The organism is Ensifer sp. NM-2 (assembly GCF_003024455.1).
Taxonomy (GTDB): Bacteria; Pseudomonadota; Alphaproteobacteria; order Rhizobiales; family Rhizobiaceae; genus Ensifer; species Ensifer canadensis.
In genome coordinates, this window is sequence record NZ_PVZR01000014.1 from 49,395 (window position 1) to 68,033 (window position 18,639).

General features: G+C 61.8%; 19 protein-coding genes and 1 tRNA gene. 11 read left to right on the forward strand and 9 right to left on the reverse strand.

Annotation, left to right across the window (positions count from 1 at the left end):
* Nucleotides 1-6 precede the first annotated feature (6 nt).
* On the reverse strand, nucleotides 7-471 hold the full coding sequence (locus C6558_RS24470; protein ID WP_025429738.1) for an Lrp/AsnC family transcriptional regulator: 465 nt from the start codon (nucleotides 469-471) through the stop codon (nucleotides 7-9).
* 159 nt (nucleotides 472-630) lie between these two features.
* On the opposite strand from C6558_RS24470, the gene C6558_RS24475 reads away from it, so the two are divergent.
* Entirely contained in the window at nucleotides 631-1,644 is a 1,014-nt protein-coding gene (locus tag C6558_RS24475) for a 1-aminocyclopropane-1-carboxylate deaminase (protein WP_107027857.1), read from the forward strand.
* 90 nt (nucleotides 1,645-1,734) lie between these two features.
* Here C6558_RS24475 and C6558_RS24480 read toward each other — a convergent pair whose 3' ends face one another.
* Both C6558_RS24480 and C6558_RS24485 read right to left on the reverse strand, forming a co-directional pair.
* Nucleotides 1,735-2,427 (reverse strand): aspartate/glutamate racemase family protein, encoded by a 693-nt coding sequence (locus C6558_RS24480; RefSeq protein WP_199197054.1) that lies wholly within the window; start codon nucleotides 2,425-2,427, stop codon nucleotides 1,735-1,737.
* Between the two features lie 86 nt (nucleotides 2,428-2,513).
* Entirely contained in the window at nucleotides 2,514-3,221 is a 708-nt protein-coding gene (locus C6558_RS24485) for a DUF421 domain-containing protein (RefSeq protein ID WP_107027859.1), read from the reverse strand.
* A 204-nt stretch (nucleotides 3,222-3,425) separates the two neighbouring features.
* On the opposite strand from C6558_RS24485, the gene C6558_RS24490 reads away from it, so the two are divergent.
* The 5 genes from C6558_RS24490 (at nucleotide 3,426) to C6558_RS24510 (ending at nucleotide 8,850) form a co-directional block, all read left to right on the forward strand.
* A complete protein-coding gene (locus tag C6558_RS24490) occupies nucleotides 3,426-3,626 on the forward strand; it encodes a CsbD family protein (protein ID WP_107027860.1) in 201 nt (66 codons plus the stop codon).
* 172 nt (nucleotides 3,627-3,798) lie between these two features.
* Complete coding sequence (locus C6558_RS40000; protein WP_158268958.1) at nucleotides 3,799-3,966, forward strand: hypothetical protein; 168 nt, start codon at nucleotides 3,799-3,801, stop codon at nucleotides 3,964-3,966.
* Nucleotides 3,967-4,008: 42 nt separating this feature from the next.
* On the forward strand, nucleotides 4,009-5,079 hold the full coding sequence (locus C6558_RS24495) for a putative zinc-binding metallopeptidase (protein WP_057205946.1): 1,071 nt from the start codon (nucleotides 4,009-4,011) through the stop codon (nucleotides 5,077-5,079).
* A gap of 118 nt (nucleotides 5,080-5,197) precedes the next feature.
* The gene (locus C6558_RS24505) at nucleotides 5,198-8,491 is read left to right on the forward strand and encodes a PAS domain S-box protein (RefSeq protein WP_057205944.1); all 3,294 of its coding nucleotides are present in this window, start codon (nucleotides 5,198-5,200) and stop codon (nucleotides 8,489-8,491) included.
* On the forward strand, nucleotides 8,488-8,850 hold the full coding sequence (locus C6558_RS24510) for a response regulator (RefSeq protein WP_057205942.1): 363 nt from the start codon (nucleotides 8,488-8,490) through the stop codon (nucleotides 8,848-8,850). Before C6558_RS24505 ends, C6558_RS24510 begins: the two co-directional genes overlap by 4 nt.
* 12 nt (nucleotides 8,851-8,862) lie before the next feature.
* Here C6558_RS24510 and C6558_RS24515 read toward each other — a convergent pair whose 3' ends face one another.
* On the reverse strand, nucleotides 8,863-9,879 hold the full coding sequence (locus tag C6558_RS24515) for a DNA topoisomerase IB (protein ID WP_082523480.1): 1,017 nt from the start codon (nucleotides 9,877-9,879) through the stop codon (nucleotides 8,863-8,865).
* Between the two features lie 29 nt (nucleotides 9,880-9,908).
* On the reverse strand, nucleotides 9,909-10,064 hold the full coding sequence (locus C6558_RS24520; protein ID WP_082523479.1) for a DUF3309 family protein: 156 nt from the start codon (nucleotides 10,062-10,064) through the stop codon (nucleotides 9,909-9,911).
* Between the two features lie 242 nt (nucleotides 10,065-10,306).
* On the opposite strand from C6558_RS24520, the gene C6558_RS24525 reads away from it, so the two are divergent.
* Genes C6558_RS24525 through C6558_RS24535 form a run of 3 tightly spaced genes read left to right on the forward strand, consistent with a single transcriptional unit; the run spans nucleotide 10,307 to nucleotide 14,099 of the window.
* Entirely contained in the window at nucleotides 10,307-11,131 is an 825-nt protein-coding gene (locus C6558_RS24525; protein ID WP_107027861.1) for an N-formylglutamate amidohydrolase, read from the forward strand.
* Complete coding sequence (locus C6558_RS24530) at nucleotides 11,128-13,044, forward strand: flavohemoglobin expression-modulating QEGLA motif protein (RefSeq protein ID WP_107027862.1); 1,917 nt, start codon at nucleotides 11,128-11,130, stop codon at nucleotides 13,042-13,044. The genes C6558_RS24525 and C6558_RS24530 overlap by 4 nt, the downstream gene beginning before the upstream one ends.
* Nucleotides 13,045-13,052: 8 nt before the next feature.
* Nucleotides 13,053-14,099: a glutathione synthase gene (locus tag C6558_RS24535; protein ID WP_107027863.1), complete on the forward strand. Its 1,047-nt coding sequence runs from the start codon at nucleotides 13,053-13,055 to the stop codon at nucleotides 14,097-14,099.
* A gap of 161 nt (nucleotides 14,100-14,260) precedes the next feature.
* Here C6558_RS24535 and C6558_RS24540 read toward each other — a convergent pair whose 3' ends face one another.
* A complete protein-coding gene (locus C6558_RS24540) occupies nucleotides 14,261-15,577 on the reverse strand; it encodes a hemolysin family protein (protein ID WP_057223827.1) in 1,317 nt (438 codons plus the stop codon).
* A gap of 161 nt (nucleotides 15,578-15,738) precedes the next feature.
* Nucleotides 15,739-16,272 carry a hypothetical protein gene (locus tag C6558_RS24545; protein ID WP_225906383.1) on the reverse strand — a complete coding sequence of 178 codons (534 nt, stop codon included), beginning with the start codon at nucleotides 16,270-16,272 and terminating at the stop codon, nucleotides 15,739-15,741.
* A gap of 324 nt (nucleotides 16,273-16,596) precedes the next feature.
* Here C6558_RS24545 and selD point away from each other — a divergent pair, with 324 nt between their 5' ends.
* Both selD and C6558_RS24555 read left to right on the forward strand, forming a co-directional pair.
* Nucleotides 16,597-17,646, forward strand: coding sequence for a selenide, water dikinase SelD (gene selD, locus C6558_RS24550; RefSeq protein WP_057205926.1), 1,050 nt, complete (start codon nucleotides 16,597-16,599; stop codon nucleotides 17,644-17,646).
* Nucleotides 17,647-17,714: 68 nt separating this feature from the next.
* Complete coding sequence (locus tag C6558_RS24555) at nucleotides 17,715-18,047, forward strand: hypothetical protein (RefSeq protein ID WP_025429722.1); 333 nt, start codon at nucleotides 17,715-17,717, stop codon at nucleotides 18,045-18,047.
* 80 nt (nucleotides 18,048-18,127) lie between these two features.
* Here the strand turns inward: C6558_RS24555 and C6558_RS24560 are convergent, their stop codons facing one another.
* Both C6558_RS24560 and C6558_RS40005 read right to left on the reverse strand, forming a co-directional pair.
* The gene (locus tag C6558_RS24560) at nucleotides 18,128-18,511 is read right to left on the reverse strand and encodes a hypothetical protein (RefSeq protein WP_107027864.1); all 384 of its coding nucleotides are present in this window, start codon (nucleotides 18,509-18,511) and stop codon (nucleotides 18,128-18,130) included.
* Between the two features lie 14 nt (nucleotides 18,512-18,525).
* A tRNA-Sec gene (locus C6558_RS40005) sits at nucleotides 18,526-18,621 on the reverse strand.
* Nucleotides 18,622-18,639 lie beyond the last annotated feature (18 nt).

Sequence of the window (18,639 nt, forward strand, 5' to 3'; positions counted from 1 at the left end):
GACCGTTCAAAAATCGAGGGCGGCGTTGTCGACCACTTCCTTCATCACGAAGAACGTCCTTGTCTGGCGGACGCCCGGCAGCGCGATCAGCTGCGTCCCGTGGATCCGATTGAAATCGGCCATGTCACCCACGCGAATTTTCAAGAAGTAGTCGAAGTCGCCGGCAACGAGATGACAGTCGAGGATGAACTTCAGCTTCTCGACCGCCTTTTCAAATTCGCGAAAACTCTCCGGCGTCGAGCGATCGAGCACCACGCCGACCATGACCAGCGCGCCGCGATCGACCTTCTGCGGCGCCACAAGCGCACGCACATTGCTGATGTAACCTTCCTCGAACAGCCTCTGCGTCCGTCGGTGGCATGTCGCAGCACTGACATCGACCATTTGCGCCAGCTCCGCATTGGTCAGCCGGCCGTTCTTCTGCAGCAGGCGCAGCATCTTGAGATCGATACGATCGAGTTCGCCTTGCATGGAAGAATCTTCCTTATTTGTCGTGATATGCGGATGCAATCCGTGATCTTATGCAATTTGCCGGGGCAACTTGCAAAATCTTTCATGATATTAGAGAGCACCTTCCACGTGATGGGTGGTAGCGTTTCCTGACTTTCAAAACAGAAGGAAGGGAACAACATGCTGGAAAAATTCGAACGTTACCCGCTCACCTTCGGGCCGACCCATATTGAGAAACTCGACCGGCTCTCGGGCCATCTGGGCGGCAAGGTCGAGATCTACGCCAAGAGAGACGACTGCAATTCCGGCCTCGCCTTCGGCGGCAACAAGCTGCGCAAGCTGGAATATATCATTCCGGATGCGCTCAGTTCCGGAGCCGATACGCTGGTGTCCATCGGCGGCGTTCAATCGAACCACACGCGCATGATCGCCGCCGTTGCCGCCAAGATCGGGTTCAAATGCCGGCTGGTGCAGGAGAGCTGGGTGCCGCACGAAGACGCCGTCTACGACCGCGTCGGCAACATCATGCTCAGCCGCATCATGGGCGCCGAGGTCCAGATGGTCGATGAAGGTTTCGACATTGGCATCCGCCAAAGCTGGGAGGCTGCGATCGAGGACGTGAAAGCGCGTGGCGGCAAACCCTACGCCATCCCCGCCGGCGCCTCCGTGCATAAATATGGCGGACTCGGCTATGTCGGCTTTGCCGAGGAGGTGCGTGCGCAGGAGGAAGAGCTCGGCTTCAAGTTCGACTACATCGTCGTCTGCACCGTCACCGGCTCGACCCATGCCGGCATGCTGGTGGGCTTTGCCAAGGACGGCCGCCAGCGCCGGGTCATCGGCATCGACGCTTCATTCACCCCGGTGCAGACAAAAGCACAGGTTCTCGATATTGCCCGCAGGACCGCCGAACTGGTCGAACTCGGCACCGATCACACCGAAGAGGACGTGGTGCTGCTCGAGGATTATGCCTATCCGGTCTACGGCGTGCCCTCCGACGAGACCAAGGCGGCGATCCGGCTTTGCGCCCGCCTCGAGGGCATGATCACCGACCCCGTCTATGAAGGCAAATCGATGCAGGGCATGATCGATCTCGTTCGCAAGGGCTATTTTCCCGAGGGATCAAAGGTTCTTTATGCCCATCTCGGCGGCGCCCCAGCGCTCAACGGCTACGGCTACACCTTTCGCAACGGCTGATATCTCCGCCGGCCGTTGGGTATCTCGATCCAGCGCTTCGAACGCTACGGCCGGGCAGGACTGTCCGGCCGTGGACAAGAGGACATCAATTCAGGCGAGAGCGCGATCGACCGCCGCAAGCGCGTGCAGTTCGGTGGTGTCGAAAACCGGAACGGGGCTGTCGGCTTGGGAGATCAACAGCATGATCTCGGTGCAGCCCATGATGATCGCCTGGGCGCCGCGTTCCACCAGTCGCTGAATGACCTGACGGTAAGCGTCGCGCGACGCGTCCTCGACACGGCCGACCACGAGCTCCTTGTAGATAATGTCGTGGACGGTTTGCCGGTCCTCGTCGCCGGGCACCAGAACGTCCAGCCCGTGCCGTTCGATCAGCCGCCCCTTGTAGAAATCCTGCTCCATGGTGAAGGCCGTGCCGAGCAATCCGACACGGCTGAGGCCGAGCGCCTTGATCTTCTCCGCCGTCGGGTCGGCAATATGCAAGAGCGGAATGGAGACGGCTGCGGATACAGCATCGGCCATCCGGTGCATGGTGTTGGTGCAGATCACCAGGAAATCCGCGCCTCCGGCTTCAAGGCGGCGGGCAGCATCGGTCATTTCGCCCGTCAGGGCCGACCAATCGCCAATATGCTGCAGCCGCTCGATCTCACCGAAATCCATCGACCACATCAGGCTCTTGGCCGAGTGCACGCCGCCCAGGCGCGCCCGGACTTCCTGATTGACGATACGATAGTATTGGGCAGAGCTTTCCCAGCTCATGCCGCCGATAAGTCCCATGACCTTCAATGCGCTTGTCCTTCCCGATTGCGAGCAAACCTCAAGCTCGGCGATCCTAATTTCTGCCACATCCGCCGCCGCACAAGCAACACACGCTAATGGATCTCGTGCCAGAGCTCCGCCCCGCAGCGTGGACAAGGCGGCACCATTTCGCCCGGAGAAAGCTTGAGGACTTCTGCGCACTGCACGCAGGCAAGACGGCGTTTCTCCCGAACGGCGGATCCGGACCGGAACTGCGTCGGCTTGCTGACGTCCCAGGGTGGCTCGATCAACAGCCCCTGCCTGGTCGACGGCTCATCGAAGGTGAAAACCGACAGCAGCCCGTTGGTTTCGAAATAGGCGGCCCGCACCTGTCCGAGATGCCGCACCTGCTTCAGGCGGAGCTGCTCGAACAGCTCGTCGTGGCCAACGTTCAGCCGCTTCAGCGCCTTCCAGAGGATTGCGCCATCGCGCACCACCTCGACGCTGACGCCCTCGATCACGTCCTCGAGCTTTCGGTTGCGAGCAACGATGTAGCTCAACGACTTGTCCAGCAGCACGACCACGGTGATGACGACCATGCAATGGACGAGCGGGACGTCGGGATAGAACATCGCATCGCCAACCGCAGAGCCAAGCGCGATCACCAGCAGGAACTCCACCAGCGAGAGCTGGCCGATCGACCGGCTGCCGATCCATCGGATCAGGAACAGCGTGTAGGCGTAGATGATCAGCGTCCTCAGCGCGATCTCGAGCAGGAAAAGCGGCGGCTCGTCGCCGATCATCATCCTGCCGAGATCGAAAGCCACGAACGGCTCATTCATGGGAACACTCCTCCACAAGGCGCCGGGAGGCGCTGACGGTTGCTCGTTTCTATCTGTAGCGCTGGATGAGAAAGGCGAGAGCGAAGTGCGGCCCGGGCGCGTGCGGCGTCATCGCCGTCCCGAACTTTTTGCCCCAACGATTGAACCAAAGCCGACACGAGGCGTTTGCCTTTCAGTGCAACCACAACGTCAGGAGACCCGCAGATGGATTGGAATCGTGTTGAAGGCAATTGGAAGCAGTTCAAGGGCAAGGTCAAGGAACAGTGGGGCGAGCTCACCGACGACGACCTCGATCAGATCGCCGGCAAGCGGGATCAGCTCGAAGGCAAGATCCAGGAACGCTACGGCATCGAAAAGGACCGCGCTCGCCGCGATATCGACGAATGGTATGGACGTCAGCTCTGACCGTTCAACGATTTCAGAAACCCCGCTCCGGCGGGGTTTTTTCTGAGAGCACAACGGAAATGGAACTTTGTCAGGCCAGCCGGGTTGTTGGCGTGGCCGCAACAGTGGCCGCATCATGACCCCAGGGAGAAATCCGACAACGATGGGAAGACCCGTGCAAGAGAACCGGCCCGTGGCTCAAAGAGACGTGGTATACGGCTGGAGCAAGATCTATGATCTTACCGAATTCATCCGCGCCTATGATCTGCCGCCGCTCGAAGCCCGGCCCTTGTTTGAGAAATATGGCCCGTCGCGGCAGGCCCTGGATGCCGCCATGAAAGCACGCAAAAGTTGTACATGAGAGCATCTTTCGAAGACCGGAGAACCCCTGCAAGGAGAAAGAATGCGGCTCTTCCAGTGTAGCGCCTGCGGTCAGACGATCCATTTTGAAAACCGCAGCTGCATGCGCTGTGGATCGACCCTCGGGTTCGATCCAGGCGATGTGGCGATGCACGCGCTGGTGCCACTCGACGACGGACTGTGGCAGGTCCACGGCGGCGGATCGCGGACCTTTCGCTTCTGCGACAATGCCGTCATCGATGTCTGCCATTGGCTGGTGCCGGCCGATCAGCCCGATCGCTACTGCGTCGCCTGTCGTCACAACACCATCGTGCCGACAATCGACGGCGTCGGCCTTGAGCGCTGGCGCAGAATAGGCCTGGCACAGCGTCATCTGTTCTATTCGTTGTTGCGCTGGCGGCTGCCGCATCCCACCCGCGAGCAGGATCCGCAGAACGGGCTGGCGTTCGAATTCCTCGCCGACACCGTCGATACCTACGGCAACACCGTACCTGCCCGAACGGGCCACAAGAATGGAATGATCAGTCTGCGCGCCTCCGAGGCGGAGGACGTCGTTCGCGAAAGCGTGCGAGTATCGATGAACGAGCCTTACCGCTCGCTGCTCGGGCACTTTCGCCACGAGATCGGTCACTTCTACTGGCAGAAACTCGTCGCTGACGAGGCGACAAGGATCGAGGCGCGCGCACTGTTCGGCGATGAGACACAGGACTATGCGGCAGCACTGCAACGCCACTACTATCAAGGCCCTCCCGACGACTGGCAGGAACGGTTCATCAGCCCCTATGCGAGTGCCCATCCGTCAGAGGATTTCGCCGAGTGCTGGGCCCATCTCTTCCACATCGTCGACGCCTTGGAGACCGGGCGCGCCTTCGGCATGGTCCTCGATCCGATCGGGCATGATTCGCTCGAGGCCGAAATCCCCTTCGATCCCTATCGGGAGCCGAGCGCAGGCGTGCTTGTCGAGGCGTGGGTGCCGCTCAGCGTTGCGCTCAACGCCATCCAGCGGTCGATGGGCCAGCCCGACAGCTATCCCTTCGTCCTGTCGCAGCCGGTTATCCAGAAGCTGGATTTCATCAACCGGCTGATCCTCGGCGCCGCCACTTCGAGCCGGTAAAGGCCTCCGGATTTGACGCTGGGGCGTGATCACCGAGCCGCGTTGGACAGGATGCAAGCGGAACAAAATCGCATCGCGCCGCGTTGCCCTGCGTTAGCAAGCGCTTGCGGAGGGAATTATGAGCGGCGCAGAAGCATTGGCGGCAGCGCTGGCGGGAGCAGCGGGATCGCAGACGATCGAATCGAGAGCTGTCCTCGACAGCCTTCCGATCGCGATCTACACCACGGATGCGGCCGGGGTCGTCACCTATTTCAATCGCGCTGCGGCGGAGTTGGCGGGACGCGAACCACGCCTCAATGCGGACCGTTGGTGCGTCTGTTGGCGCCTGCATCGACCTGACGGCACGGTGCTGCCGACCGATCAATGCCCGATGGCCGAGGCGCTCCTCAGCAAACGCGCCGTTCGTGGCGACGAATTGACCGTCGCGCGTCCCGATGGGACAACGGTGGCGGTGCTTCCTTACCCGACACCGATCTTCGATGCCGAAGGCGAGATGATCGGCGCCGTCAATGTCCTCATCGACATCGGCAAGCACAAGGCGGCGGAAGAGGAACTGCGCGCCAAGACCGACCGCATTCAGGCGCTCGATCGCATCTCCAGGCTTTTAGCCAGCGACCTCGATATCGAGCATATCGTCCAGACCGTGACCGACAGCGCCACGGAACTCAGCGGCGCGAAATTCGGTGCGTTCTTCTACAATGTCGTCGACGAGACCGGTGAGCATTTTCAACTCTTCACCCTGTCCGGCGCACCGCGGGAAGCGTTCGAAAAATTCGGCCCGCCGCGCAAGACGGCAGTGTTCGCGCCGACCTTCAACGGCGAAAGGGTCGTGCGCAGCGACGATATCCGCAAAGACCCGCGCTACGGGTTGAGCGAGCCGCATCTCGGCATGCCGCCGGGGCATCTGCCCGTTGTCAGCTACCTCGCCGTTCCGGTGATCGCCCGCTCCGGGGCCGTGCTCGGGGGATTGTTCTTCGGCCATGACGCACCGGGTGTCTTCACCCACGATTCCGAGGACATCGTCGTTGCCATCGCCGCCCAAGCGGCCATCGCCATCGACAACGCTCGACTGCTTGCCGACAGCCAAAAACAAAGCGAAAGCCGCCGGATTGCCGAGCTTTCCGCCCGCCATCTCGCATCGATCGTCGAATCCTCTGATGATGCCATTGTCAGCAAGGACCTGAACGGCGTCGTCACCAGCTGGAACAGGGGCGCCGAGGCACTGTTCGGATACAGCGTGCAGGAGATGGTGGGAACCCCGATCATGCGCCTCATTCCGAAGGGCCATGAAGACGAGGAAATGCAAATCCTAGACCGGATCCGCAAAGGCGAACGCGTCGATCACTATGAAACGAGACGGCAACGCAAGGATGGCACCCTCATCGACATATCGCTGACGATATCGCCGATCCTCGATAACGAGGGGCGTGTCGTCGGCGCTTCGAAGATTGCCCGCGATATCAGCGAACGCAAGGCAGCCGAGCTGGTGCTTTCCGAGCGCCTGCGCGAGCAGGCTTCGCTCTATCAGTTTACCGAGCGAGTGCACCGTGCGCGGTCGATCGCTGCCGTCTATGAGGCTGCGCTCGACGCCATTCAATCGGCGCTGCGCTGCAGCCGGGCATCGATCCTGCTCATCGACGAGACCGGCACCATGCGTTTTGTCGCCTCCCGCGGACTTTCGGAACGCTATCGCCTCGCCGTCGACGGCCACACGCCATGGAGCGCGGAGGCGCAGGATCCCAACCCAATCTTCATCGAAGATATTGGCCTGGCCGACATCTCGGATGAGTTGCGCGCAGCCGTTCGAACCGAAGGCATCGGCGCTCTCGGCTTCATTCCGCTGGTCTCGGCAGGCCGACTGATCGGCAAGTTCATGACCTACTACGACACGACGCATCACTTCGCCGCTTCCGAGGTCGACCTCGCTCAGACCATCGCCCGCCAGCTGAGCTTCAGCGTGCAGCGCATCCGGACCGAAGAGGCGAGACGGCGGGCCGAAGATCTGCTGCGGCACAACGAGGCAAAGGAGCGCGCCAGGGCGACGGAGGTGCTCGCGCTCATGGAAGCGGTCCCGGCGCCGATCTGGATTGCCAGGACCCCGGATTGTCGGGTCATCAGCGGCAACAGAAGCTCGTTCGAGCTGCTGCGGCTGCCGCCTGAGAGCAATCCCTCCCTCTCGGCACCGCCCGGCGAACGGCCCGCGCACTTCAAGGTCTATTCGCAAGACAGGTTGCTTTCGCCGGACGAATTGCCGGTCCAGCGGGCGGCACGCGGCGAAGAGGTGCGCAGCTTCGAACAGGAGATCCGCTTTGACGACGGCACGTCCCGGCATCTGCTAGGCAATGCCACGCCGCTGATCGACGCCTGGGGCATACCGCAAGGCGCAGTTGCCGCTTTCGTCGATATCACCGAGCGCAAGGAGACCGAACAGGCGATGCGCGATGGCGAGCGGCGGCTGCAGATGGCGCTCGAAGCCGGCCGGATGGGGGCTTGGGAATGGAACTTCGACACCGGCAAGGTGATCTGGTCGCCGGGCCTCGAAGCACTTCACGGGCTAGAGCCGGGCAGTTTCGGCGGCACGCTCGACGACTTCAAGGCGGACATCCACCCTGATGATCTCGCCATGGTCGAGCTTGAGATCCAATCCGCCATCGAAAGGCGCGAGGACTACCACACATCCTATCGCATCCGCCGCCCCGATGGATCCATTCGCTGGCTGGAGGCGTTCGGCCGTTTTCTGCAAGGCGCAGGACCCTCCTCGCTGCGCCTCGCCGGCGTCTGCATGGACATTACCGAACGCAAGGACGCCGAGGCGCAGCGCAATCTGCTGGTTGCCGAACTCAGCCACCGTGTCAAGAACACGCTCGCGACCGTCACCTCGATCGCCCGCCAGTCCTTCGCCATGACCCCCGACCGCAAGGAGGCCGAGCAGTCGTTTCATGCGCGCATCCGGGCTCTCGCCCAGACGCATACCCGGCTCGCGGAAGCAACCTGGGCCGGCGTTTCGCTGGAAACGATCCTTTGCGATGAGCTTGCGCCCTACAAGAACGAAAACGCCGGCAACGTCTCCTTCGGCGGACCGGCGATCATGCTCTCGCCACGGCACGCTCTGGCCCTTGGCATGGCGGCCCATGAGCTCGCAACCAACGCCGCCAAGCATGGCGCGCTTTCGGTGGAAAGCGGGCATGTCGACGTCAGCTGGAGCCTGGATCGGGCCAACAAGGCGCTTCACATCGACTGGTGTGAAACCGGTGGTCCCGTAGTCGCCCCGCCTTCCAGAAACGGTTTTGGCCGGCTGCTGCTGGAACGCGTCGTCGGCTCCGACCTCGGCGCCGACGTCGAACTGGATTTTGCAAAGAGCGGTTTGAGGTACACGATCCACATGCCCTACGCCGCAGGTGCTGAACGATGAATGGCGGACAACGGAGCGTCTTTGTTGTCGAGGACGAGTATCTGCTGGCGATACAGATCCAGGACGACCTGCAGGCCGCGGGTTTCGATGTTATCGGCCCCTTCACCAGCCTGCGCAGTTCGATCGCCGCGGCAAAGCGGGAGACACCGCAGGCAGCGACGCTCGATGTCAATCTCAACGGTGAGTTCGTCTATCCCGTGGCAGACGAGCTGCTGGCCCGCGGCGTTCCGGTGCTGTTGCTGACCGGCTACGCCGCCTCCGACCTTCCCGAGCAGTATCGCAACCTTCCCCGCCTTTCCAAGCCGTTCAACAGCCGAGACCTCATCCGCACAGTTGAGGGCCTGCTGGCCGGCAAATGATCACGACCCAACTCAGGTCGCACGCCTCTTCGCGCGCGCGGCGTATTGGAGGAACCGCAGCAGGCGATCCTCCTCGGCACGCAACAGGCTGCTTTGCCTTGGCCGCGCCTCAAGCCGCCGCAGGTTGATTTTGCCCTCCCTATCGGCAAGGGCGATGATATCAGGGTGAACATAGCTCTTGCGGCAGACAGCCGGGGTGTTGTGCAACACGTCGGCCGCCGCCTCGCACATCCGCTTGACCGAGGGGCGCCGCTCCTCCGCCAGCGCCAGGCGCGCCTCGGTAAAAGCGGCGACGCTACCCGCCCAGGTGCGAAACGTCTTGGCCGAGATCGGTGCACCGGAGATGTCAGCGAGATAGCGATTGAGCCGACCGGAATCGATCGGATGCAGATCACCGTTCGCGTCCCTGCTGACGAAAAGCTGGCGTCCGGGCAGGTCGGCAATATCTTCGAGCAACCGTTGCAGCCGCGGACTACGCAGCCGGCGAACGACACGCTTGCCGCCCTTGCCCATGAAGCGAAGCTCGATGCCCTCATCGCGCAGCTTGAGATGCCGTTTCAAAAGCGTCGTTGCGCCATAGGTGCCGTTTTCCTCGACATAGGTGGCGTTGCCGACGCGCAGGCTCGCCTGATCGAGCAGTGTCGAAAGGGCGGCGAGCACGGTGCGAGCATCGTCAAGCGGCCCATCCATATGGCGGCGAAGGGTCCGGCGAATTTTTGGCAGGGCCGTGGCGAAGTCGATCAACTGATCGAACTTGGCGTGATTGCGCATTTCCTGCCAGGCATCATGGTAGCGGTACTGCTTTCGCCCGCGCGCATCGAAGCCGGTCGCCTGCAGGTGGCCGTTCTGCTTGGAACAGATCCAGACACGCTCATAGGCGGGTGGCAGGCCGAGCGCTGCAATACGCGCTCGGGTGTCCGGATCCTTGAGGGTCGAGCCGTCCGGAAGGCGATAGCTGAAGCGCTTTCCCTTCCGGTAGCGCCTTATGCCCGGATCGGCGTCGGTCACGTAGATGAGGTCGGGTTCCATCGACGCGGATGACAAGATTTACGCCACCGTCAGATCCGTCCCAGGAGCAGGAGGATCAAGAGAACGACGACCAGAACGCCGAGTATGCCCGATGGGCCATAGCCCCAGTTGGTCGAATGCGGCCAGCTCGGAAACGCACCGATCAGCAGCAGAATCAATACGATAAGCAGAATGGTTCCAAGCATGGCTCCACCTTCCCTAATGCGTTGTAACGTGTTGGGAAAATGCGGCGGAGGCGCATTGGTTCCGTCGCCCGTGCAGCAGCCAAGACGCAACGAGCCGCGACCGTCCCAGTGTGACCGCCATCGGCATGCTCCCTGCACCTCTCGTCCCGATGCGAATTGCGCAGCGTTTGGAACCGAACCGTTCTCTCGCGAATTGTAGCCAGACCACAGGTCCATCGACGAGGGAGGAACGGGACCCGAATATGCTTGATCGAACAGGTGATAAACGACAGGACTTCGATGAAGACAGCTGGTGGACCGTGCATCGCGGCGACAGTCCCGTCGTCGCTACGGCGATACACGACGGGCACGGCCTGCGCGCCAATCTGCGGTCGCTGATAGCCCTTGCCGATGAAGAGCGCCTGCGGGAAGAGGATCCCTACACCGCCTATATCATTCAGGACTTGGTGAACCGGGTGATCGTGCATCGCTCGCGCTTCGAGGTCGATCTCAACCGTGCCCGCGACGGCGCGGTATATGTCGACCCCTTACAGGCCTGGGGGCTTACGGTCTGGCGAGACGCGCTTCCTCATGAACTTCACGAGGGCTCACTCGTCTTGCATGACGAATATTATCGCATGCTGCGATCGATGCTGCTGTCGATCGAGCGGCGGCATGGCAGCTTCGTCGTTCTGGATGTGCACAGCTACAATCATCGGCGCGGTGGGTCGACCGCCACACCCTCTGATCCCGAAGGTGCGCCCGAGATCAACATCGGCACCCATTCGATGAACCGCGACCGTTGGGCCGATGTGCTCGCGACACTGCTCGACACCTTTCGCCGCTTCGAATTTCAGGGCAGGCGTTTCGACGTTCGCGAGAATGTCGCGTTTCAGGGGCGCGGCGAACAAACGCGTTTCATCCATGAGTACTTTCCGCAGACGGGCTGCGCGATCGCCATCGAGTTCAAGAAATTCTTCATGGACGAATGGACCGGCGAGCCGGATTTCGAGGTGCTGGAGGCATTGCGCGCGCTAGTGGCATCGACTGTGCCTGATCTCGTCAAGGCACTGGATGCGCGCCGATGAAGAGCGCAGCGACGCCAAGGCATCACAGCGCCCGGGATCATCAGGAAGCCGGGCACCGGGCACCAGATGATGTGTGGCTCGGCGAGGTGATCGCCTGCCTTGAGGCCGGCAAAGCGGTGCGGCGCGAATTTGCCGAGGGCGGGCGCCTGCACATCGACCGACCGCTGCCCTTTCTCTGCGTGTTTATCGCCGAGGCGAAGCAAGCCGTCGTGGCACGCGAGATCACCCAGTCCAACGCCTCCTACCTGATGGCACCCGACGCCGCGGCGGCTGCCGCTGTCATCGAGGCCGTCGGAAGCGCGCTTCGACAGCGTCTCGGCGCTTTCTTCGTGCTCGAATATGGCGAACTCGAACGGGACGAGGCGCCCGCCAAGGACGCGCCCTATCTGCCGCCTTTCACGATCGAAGTCACCGCTGGCGAGGACCCGGCTGCTGAGGCCGCCGCAAAAGCCTTCCTCGGCTCCGTCAGCACGATCGAAGGCAAATTTCGCACCGCCCACATGGACCTGCTGTCGCCACCGCCGCAAGACGCCAACGGCAAAGCGCTGACGGCGTTCCCCCACATCAGTGTGCGATTTGCGCCGATCTATCGCGAGCCGGGCACGCGACGGATCTACCCGGAACTAAGAGAACGCCTGATTGCCAACATCTTCGATGCCGGTCTCAAGGCGCTGGCGGCAGCGACCCAATGCGCGACGGACACGCGCGTTTCGACGCACCGGGCCTTCGGCCGTAAAACCTTCGTCGAGACCGTGGCCCGCACCGACCGCGCCATAGACGAGATTGCCTCAAGTTTCGATTTCCTCCTGGCGGTAACGCCGATCAACGCCGATGCGGCCTGGGCGGAGTTTGTTTCGAGCCGATACGAAGTCGGTCCGCAGCTGCTCTATCGGCCGCTGACACTTGAAGTCGAGGCCGCAAAGAAGAAGCTTTTTTCGATCAGCTTCGAGCATCTCGAGGACCCGTTGCTCTACGCGCTCTATCGCCAGAAACAACAGGAGCTCGACCTGCAGCTTTCGATGATCTCGGCCCGCGAGAGCCGCACATTCGTCGAATTCGGCCGGGCGCTCTATGGTCCGGTGGAGGCTAAACTCCTCGACGTCGCCACCGATATCCTGGTGCAGACACAAAAGCGGACCGGCAAGCCCGGACAAAAACCGGCGGCTGACAATGTGGATTGCGACTACGTTCGCAACCGGGCGCAAACGATGGTTTCGGCCTATAAGCGGCAATATGCCGATTTCACCGCCTCGGTAGAGCTGCGCGACGACATTCCCGCCGGATTGCTGGTGTCGAGGAGCCAGCTGTTGATTTCGCGCAGCACGGCCATGAGCCGGCACCGCGTCGAGGCCCTGCTCAATCACGAAATCGGCGTGCACCTGCTGACCTATTTCAACGGCTCGGCGCAGGGGCTGCGGCTCTTCCGCTCGGGCCTCGCAGGCTACGAGGGCATGCAGGAAGGGCTTGCCGTGTTTGCCGAATATTTGAGCGGCGGCATGACGCTGGGGCGCCTGCGGCTGATTGCGGCGCGCGTGATTGCCTGCGCGGCGATGTTGAACGGTGCGCTTTTCCCGGAGACCTATCGGCTGCTCGTCGATCAGCACTGGTTTCAGCCTGATGACGCCTTCAACATCGTCCTGCGGATCTATCGCGGAGGCGGGTTGGCGAAGGACGCGATCTATCTGCGCGGGCTTCTTCAGCTGCTTGCCCATCTGGCCGCAGGCGGCAGTCTTGAACCCTTCTGGATGGGCAAGATCGCCGCCTCACATTTCGCAGCCATGCAAGAGTTGAGCTTGCGCGGCTTGCTGGGTGCGCCGGCGGTGCGCCCTATATTTCTGGATGACGCCCATGCACGTGCCCGGCTGGACCGGGCGAGTGGGGGAATAACCCCGCTCGACATGGTCGCAGAGTAGGAGATCCGATGCGCATAGCCTTCTTCGTCAACTCGATAGACTCCGAGACAGCGTCCTACACGACGACGGCGCTGGCGCTTGCCGCCCTTTCCCGCGGGCATGAAATCTGCTACGTCACCCCGGCGGATTTCATCCTGCGGCCCGACGACAAGCTGATGATCCGGGCGCGCAGCCTCAACGGTACGAAGCCGAAAAAGCCGGAAACGTTCATTTCGGCTTTGAAAGCCGACGATGCGAAGATGAGCGTCGTCGACATCAGCGAGATCGATGTGCTGTTTCTGCGCAACGACCCGTCCGAAGATGCGGAAGGCCGGCCGTGGGCCGCCAATGTCGGCGCCAACTTCGGGCGCCTCGCCTCGGAGCGCGGCGCGATCGTCGTCAACGATCCCTCCGGTCTGTCGCTTGCGCAGAACAAGCTTTACTTTCAGGATTTCCCCCTGGCCGTGCGCCCGACGACGCTGATTTCGAAGAACATCGAAGAGATCCGCGCGTTCATCGACGATCATCGCGACGGCGTCATCCTCAAGCCCTTGCAGGGCTCAGGCGGCAGGAATGTCTTCAAGATAAAGTCGAGCGAGGAAGCCAACCTCAACCAGATCTTCGAGGCCGTAAGCGAGATCGGCTATCTCATTGCCCAGAGCTACCTGCCAGAAGCCACGGCAGGCGATATCCGGCTTTTCCTGATGAACGGCCGCCCGCTCGTTCGCGACGACGTCTATGCCGCTTTTCGACGGGTCCCGGCCAAGGGCGAGGTGCGGTCCAACATCCACGCGAGCGGCACCGCCCAGGCGGCAACCATTACCCCGGCCATACTGGCGATTGCTGAAAAGCTGAGGCCCAAACTGATCGACGACGGCATGTTCCTGGTGGGCCTGGATATCGTCGGCGACAAGATCCTGGAGATCAATGTCTTCACACCCGGTGGTCTGCAATCCATTCGGGCCCTGCATGCGATCGATTTCGCCGAAGAGATCGTGATTGCCCTGGAAAACAAGGTAGCCATTCGCGAGGCCTATGGCGGCGCCCTGTCCAACCGCGCGTTGGCGACGCTCTGACATGGCCTTCACATCGCCTGGCCGACCAGGAGACGAGTTCCGCAGCAGCGGGACCTACAGCGCCGCGCGTCTTATTAGACGCGCAAAGGTCGCTGTAGCACCTTGAATTGCTGCATGTTTTTATCCCTAAATCGAAGGATTAAGGGGAACATGCAGTGGTATCACTCCTGGCGCGACGCCAAGAGCTTGTCGATGCGCATGCCGTCCATGTCGATGATTTCGAAGCGCCAGTCCTGGAAGTCAAAGGTTTCGCCGACATGCGGAAGATGGCCGAGGATCTGCAGCGCGAAGCCGGCAATGGTGTGAAAATCGCCCTCCGGCCGGTCGTGAATGCCGAGCCGCTCGAAAGCGTCGTGCGCCGACATCAGTCCTTCAATCAGCAGCGAACCATCCGCGCGGGTGACGATGTCAGGATCGCTCGCCTCCGTATCCGGCAGGTCGCCTGCAATCGCCTCCAACAGGTCGGTCTGGGTGATGATGCCTTCGAGGCTGCCATATTCGTCGACGATGATCGCCAGACGGACGGGCGCGGTCTTGAAGGTTTCGAGGACACGGAAGACGCGCGCCGATTCGTGCAGCACCAGCGGCTCTCGCATCGCCTTCATCGGATCGAGCGTCTGGCCGTCGAGCAATTGATCGAGCAGATCCTTCTTCAGCACCATGCCCAAGGGATAGTCGATGCCGCCTCGGCCGATGAGCAACTGCTCATGGTGACAATCCCTGACGGTGCGCAGGATTTCCTCCCGCGTGTCGTCTGCATCGATCCAGTCGATTTCCATGCGCGGGGTCATGAAATCGGAAATCCGGCGGTCGCCGATGTTGAAGATCCGTTCGACCAGTTCCTGCTGGGCAACATCGAGGAGACCGGCCTCCTGGCTTTGGGCGACAAGCAGCTTCAGTTCGGTGGGCGAATGCATCGACGCCTCGCCGGTGCCGGGCCGCAGACCGACCAGTCGAAGCACGAGATTGCCGAGGCCGTTGAGAGCCAGAATCGCCGGACGCAACAGAAACAGGAAAAATCCGAGCGGACGCACGACCGCAAGGGCCGTTCCCTCGCTGCGCTGCAGCGCCAGGCTCTTCGGCGCCAGTTCTCCGAGCACGATATGAAGCGCGGTGATGATGATGAACGAAATCGCGACCGCGATCGCATGCGAACCGAACGAGGCCCATGCCATCGGCAGGCCGCTCAACAGCGGCTGGATCAGATGCGCCAGAGCGGGCTCGCCCACCCAGCCGAGCGCCAGCGACGATATGGTAATGCCGAGCTGAGTGGCGGCCAGGTTGGCGTCGAGATTGTCGACGGCATGCTGGAGCGCACTGGCGTTCATTCGCCCCTGTGCCACCAATTCGGTCACGCGGCTGCGGCGGACGGAAACCAGCGAGAATTCGGCCGCAACAAAAAAGCCGTTGGCGGCAACGAGCAGAAATACGGCCAGTATCCCGAGATAGTCGAACATACTGCCATCCGAGCCGGACATGGTCTCCCTTCGGGCGCGTCGCGCCTCGCATTGTTGAAAATGCGATCAGCCTAACATGCTCTTGCCGTACACGTCAGACGGGACGCAGGCGATCTTTGTGACTTCGCCCGCATCCCGGAATGCGCCCGGACGGCCCTGTCGGCCGGGCGTATCGCTTCGTCCTAGTTGCCGCCTTCAAGATTCTTGAGCGCCTCCAGATCCGCATGCGAAACGAACTCGCAGGCGAGCAAGGTCTTGCCGGGAATGGCTTCGCTTTCGCGGGCAACGATCGACACGATGCCCATCTCCGCTGTCGGCTGTTCGGCATCGGGCAGAACCCGTGCATAGCCCTTGGTGGACGTGCCGAGAATGCTGCTTTTTTCGCGCTCCAGCTGGTAGCGGGCCGCCAATTCGTCCGCCCGCGCGCCTTCGATCAGCACGCCGACGGAGCTGCCGGCGAAGATAACCTCATTCGTCTTAAAGCCATCACGCCCGATGTCGGACGGCAGCTTGTAGACATAGGCCGTCAGCAGCGACGTATCGGGTTTCACCAGCTTCTCGGCGGCGTCATAGAACTCGGTTGCCGATTGCATCGTGTAGGGCGGGTTGCAGAGGGCGCCGTCATAAAAGGCCGCGACATCTTCGGATGCAAAGGCTGCGGGCACGCCTGAAACGGCGAGGACGGCAAGGGCAGGCAGAAAAACTCTTGAAAACAAAATCATGACTCCAATTGCCCGCGAGGTTACTTCCCCGCTCGGCTGACGGCTGATCGACAGTTGTACACATGGCGCAACACCGAAAGGGATACAACAACTTGTCATGGCAGATCACGACAATCCCGCACGCAGCAGGCGTCGATTCGGCGGGTCAAACCGTCGCAGCGACCGGGGACGCGGTCACCCTGTCGCTCCGGACGGCCATATCTCGCAGAAGCATCGAAGCGGCCTTGCTCCCGCACGACATCGTCCTAACTTGCCAACTATCGGTTGCCGGCGAGACCACGCGGTCGAACGGGCAAAATCTTTTACGCGGGAGCACACATGACATCTCTTGAACCCCGTCTGACTGAGCTTGCCCATGGCGGAGGATGCGGCTGCAAGCTTGCGCCCTCGGTTCTGCAGCGGCTTCTCGCCAATCAGCCGGCCATGCAGCCCTTCTCCCAGCTTCTCGTCGGCAACGAGATGGCGGACGACGCGGCGGTCTGGCAGGTCGACGACCACACCTGCATCATCGCCACCACCGATTTTTTCATGCCTGTGGTCGATGACCCGCATGATTTCGGGCGCATCGCCGCAACGAACGCGATCTCCGACATCTACGCCATGGGCGGCAAGCCGATCCTGGCGCTTGCGATCCTTGGGATGCCGATCAACAAGCTTTCCCCCGAGACGATCGGCAAGATCCTCGAAGGCGGCGCCTCGATCTGCGCGCAGGCCGGCATCCCTGTGGCAGGCGGGCATTCGATCGATTCGGTCGAACCCATCTACGGCCTTGCCGTCATCGGCATCTGTCGCCCGGAACAGGTGCGGCGCAATAGCGGCGCGAAGCCGGGGGATGCCTTGATCCTCACCAAGGGCCTTGGCGTCGGCATCTATTCCTCCGCCTTCAAGAAGAAGGCGCTGCCGCGGGCTTGTTATGAGGAGATGATCGCCTCGACGACCCTTCTCAACCGGATCGGGTCCGAGCTTGCCGCCGATCCGCATGTGCATGCGCTGACGGATGTCACCGGCTTCGGTATTCTCGGTCATGGGCTCGAAATGGCCCGCGCGTCCGGCTTGACCGTGTCGCTCTCCCTCGCGAACATTCCGTTCCTGTCGCAGGCCGAAACGCTTTCCCGAGAAGGCTTCATCACCGGCGCGTCGGAGCGCAACTGGGCGAGTTATAGCAGCGAGATCAAATTGCCCGATGGTATGGCGGACTGGCAGCGTCTTTTGCTCGCCGACCCGCAAACATCAGGCGGACTTCTGGTGGCCTGCGATGCCGCCAGCGCTGACAGTCTGGTCAAGACGATCCGGGACGCTGGCTACCCGCTCGCCAGCATCGTCGGCTACACGCAACCTGGCCCCGTGCAGGTGGAGGTTCGCGCCTGAGTGAAAAGGGGGGATGGAACAACCGGCCGCAGCATCCCGTTGGTAGAGCAACGCTGAAGGAGAATGCCATGCGCGATCCCCGATTTGCCCTTGCCACCGCTCTCTTCCTCGCCTGTCTGGGCATGACTGTCCCTGCACATTCGCAGGAGAACGATGCCAACACCGGATGCGATGCGACCGCCGGGAAGGCGGACCCGGCGACGGAGCCCGACCGTTTGAGCGCGGATGGTACAGCACCCGGCAACGCCGGCTCGACCGGCTGGACCGGCGGAACAGGCGGCGCCCTTATCGGTACAAATCCGCAAGGCGCGTCCGAGGACTCCCCGACATGGCAACCACCGACCGCGCGTGGCCTCGATCTCGCAATGACGCCCGAGGATATCAAGAAAAACGGTTGCTAGCCTGCGCATGATTGCACTCAGCCTTCAGCACAAAGGCCGTGAACCGCTATTGCCGAACGGGACAAGACCGAGACTGGAGATCAATGGGGCTTGATCTCCTCAATCGACAGCCGCAATCCGTCGACATTGAAGAACTCGCCCTCGCGGATCAGTGAGCGGTCCTCGTTGAGATTGCGAACCAGAAAGGCAAGCCGTCCCCTGGCGACATGGTCTTCGACAAGACCCTCCGGGCCGGCGCGGTAAAACACGACGCCGGACCACTTGACGCCGGCGCCGGCGAAAAGAGCGGCCATATCCTGCCATCGGGTGTCGTCGCCGACGACGTGAAGATAGGCCGAGCGCAGGAGGTCTAAACGGGTCTCGCCGATCGCCAGCAGGACGAAGAGCATGGTGAAAGCGCCAGCCTCGCCATAGGTGGAAACGATCCAGTCATCGAAGTCGGTGCTGCAGGGCGCATAAACCATCAGCGATCTCCCGATGGCGGAAGAGAATGGGAGTCGAACCCACCCAAGACAGCCTCGCTGCCCCACCCGGATTTGAAGTCCGGACGCCCCACCGGGGACGAATCTCTTCCTTGCTTCGCCTCGGGCGT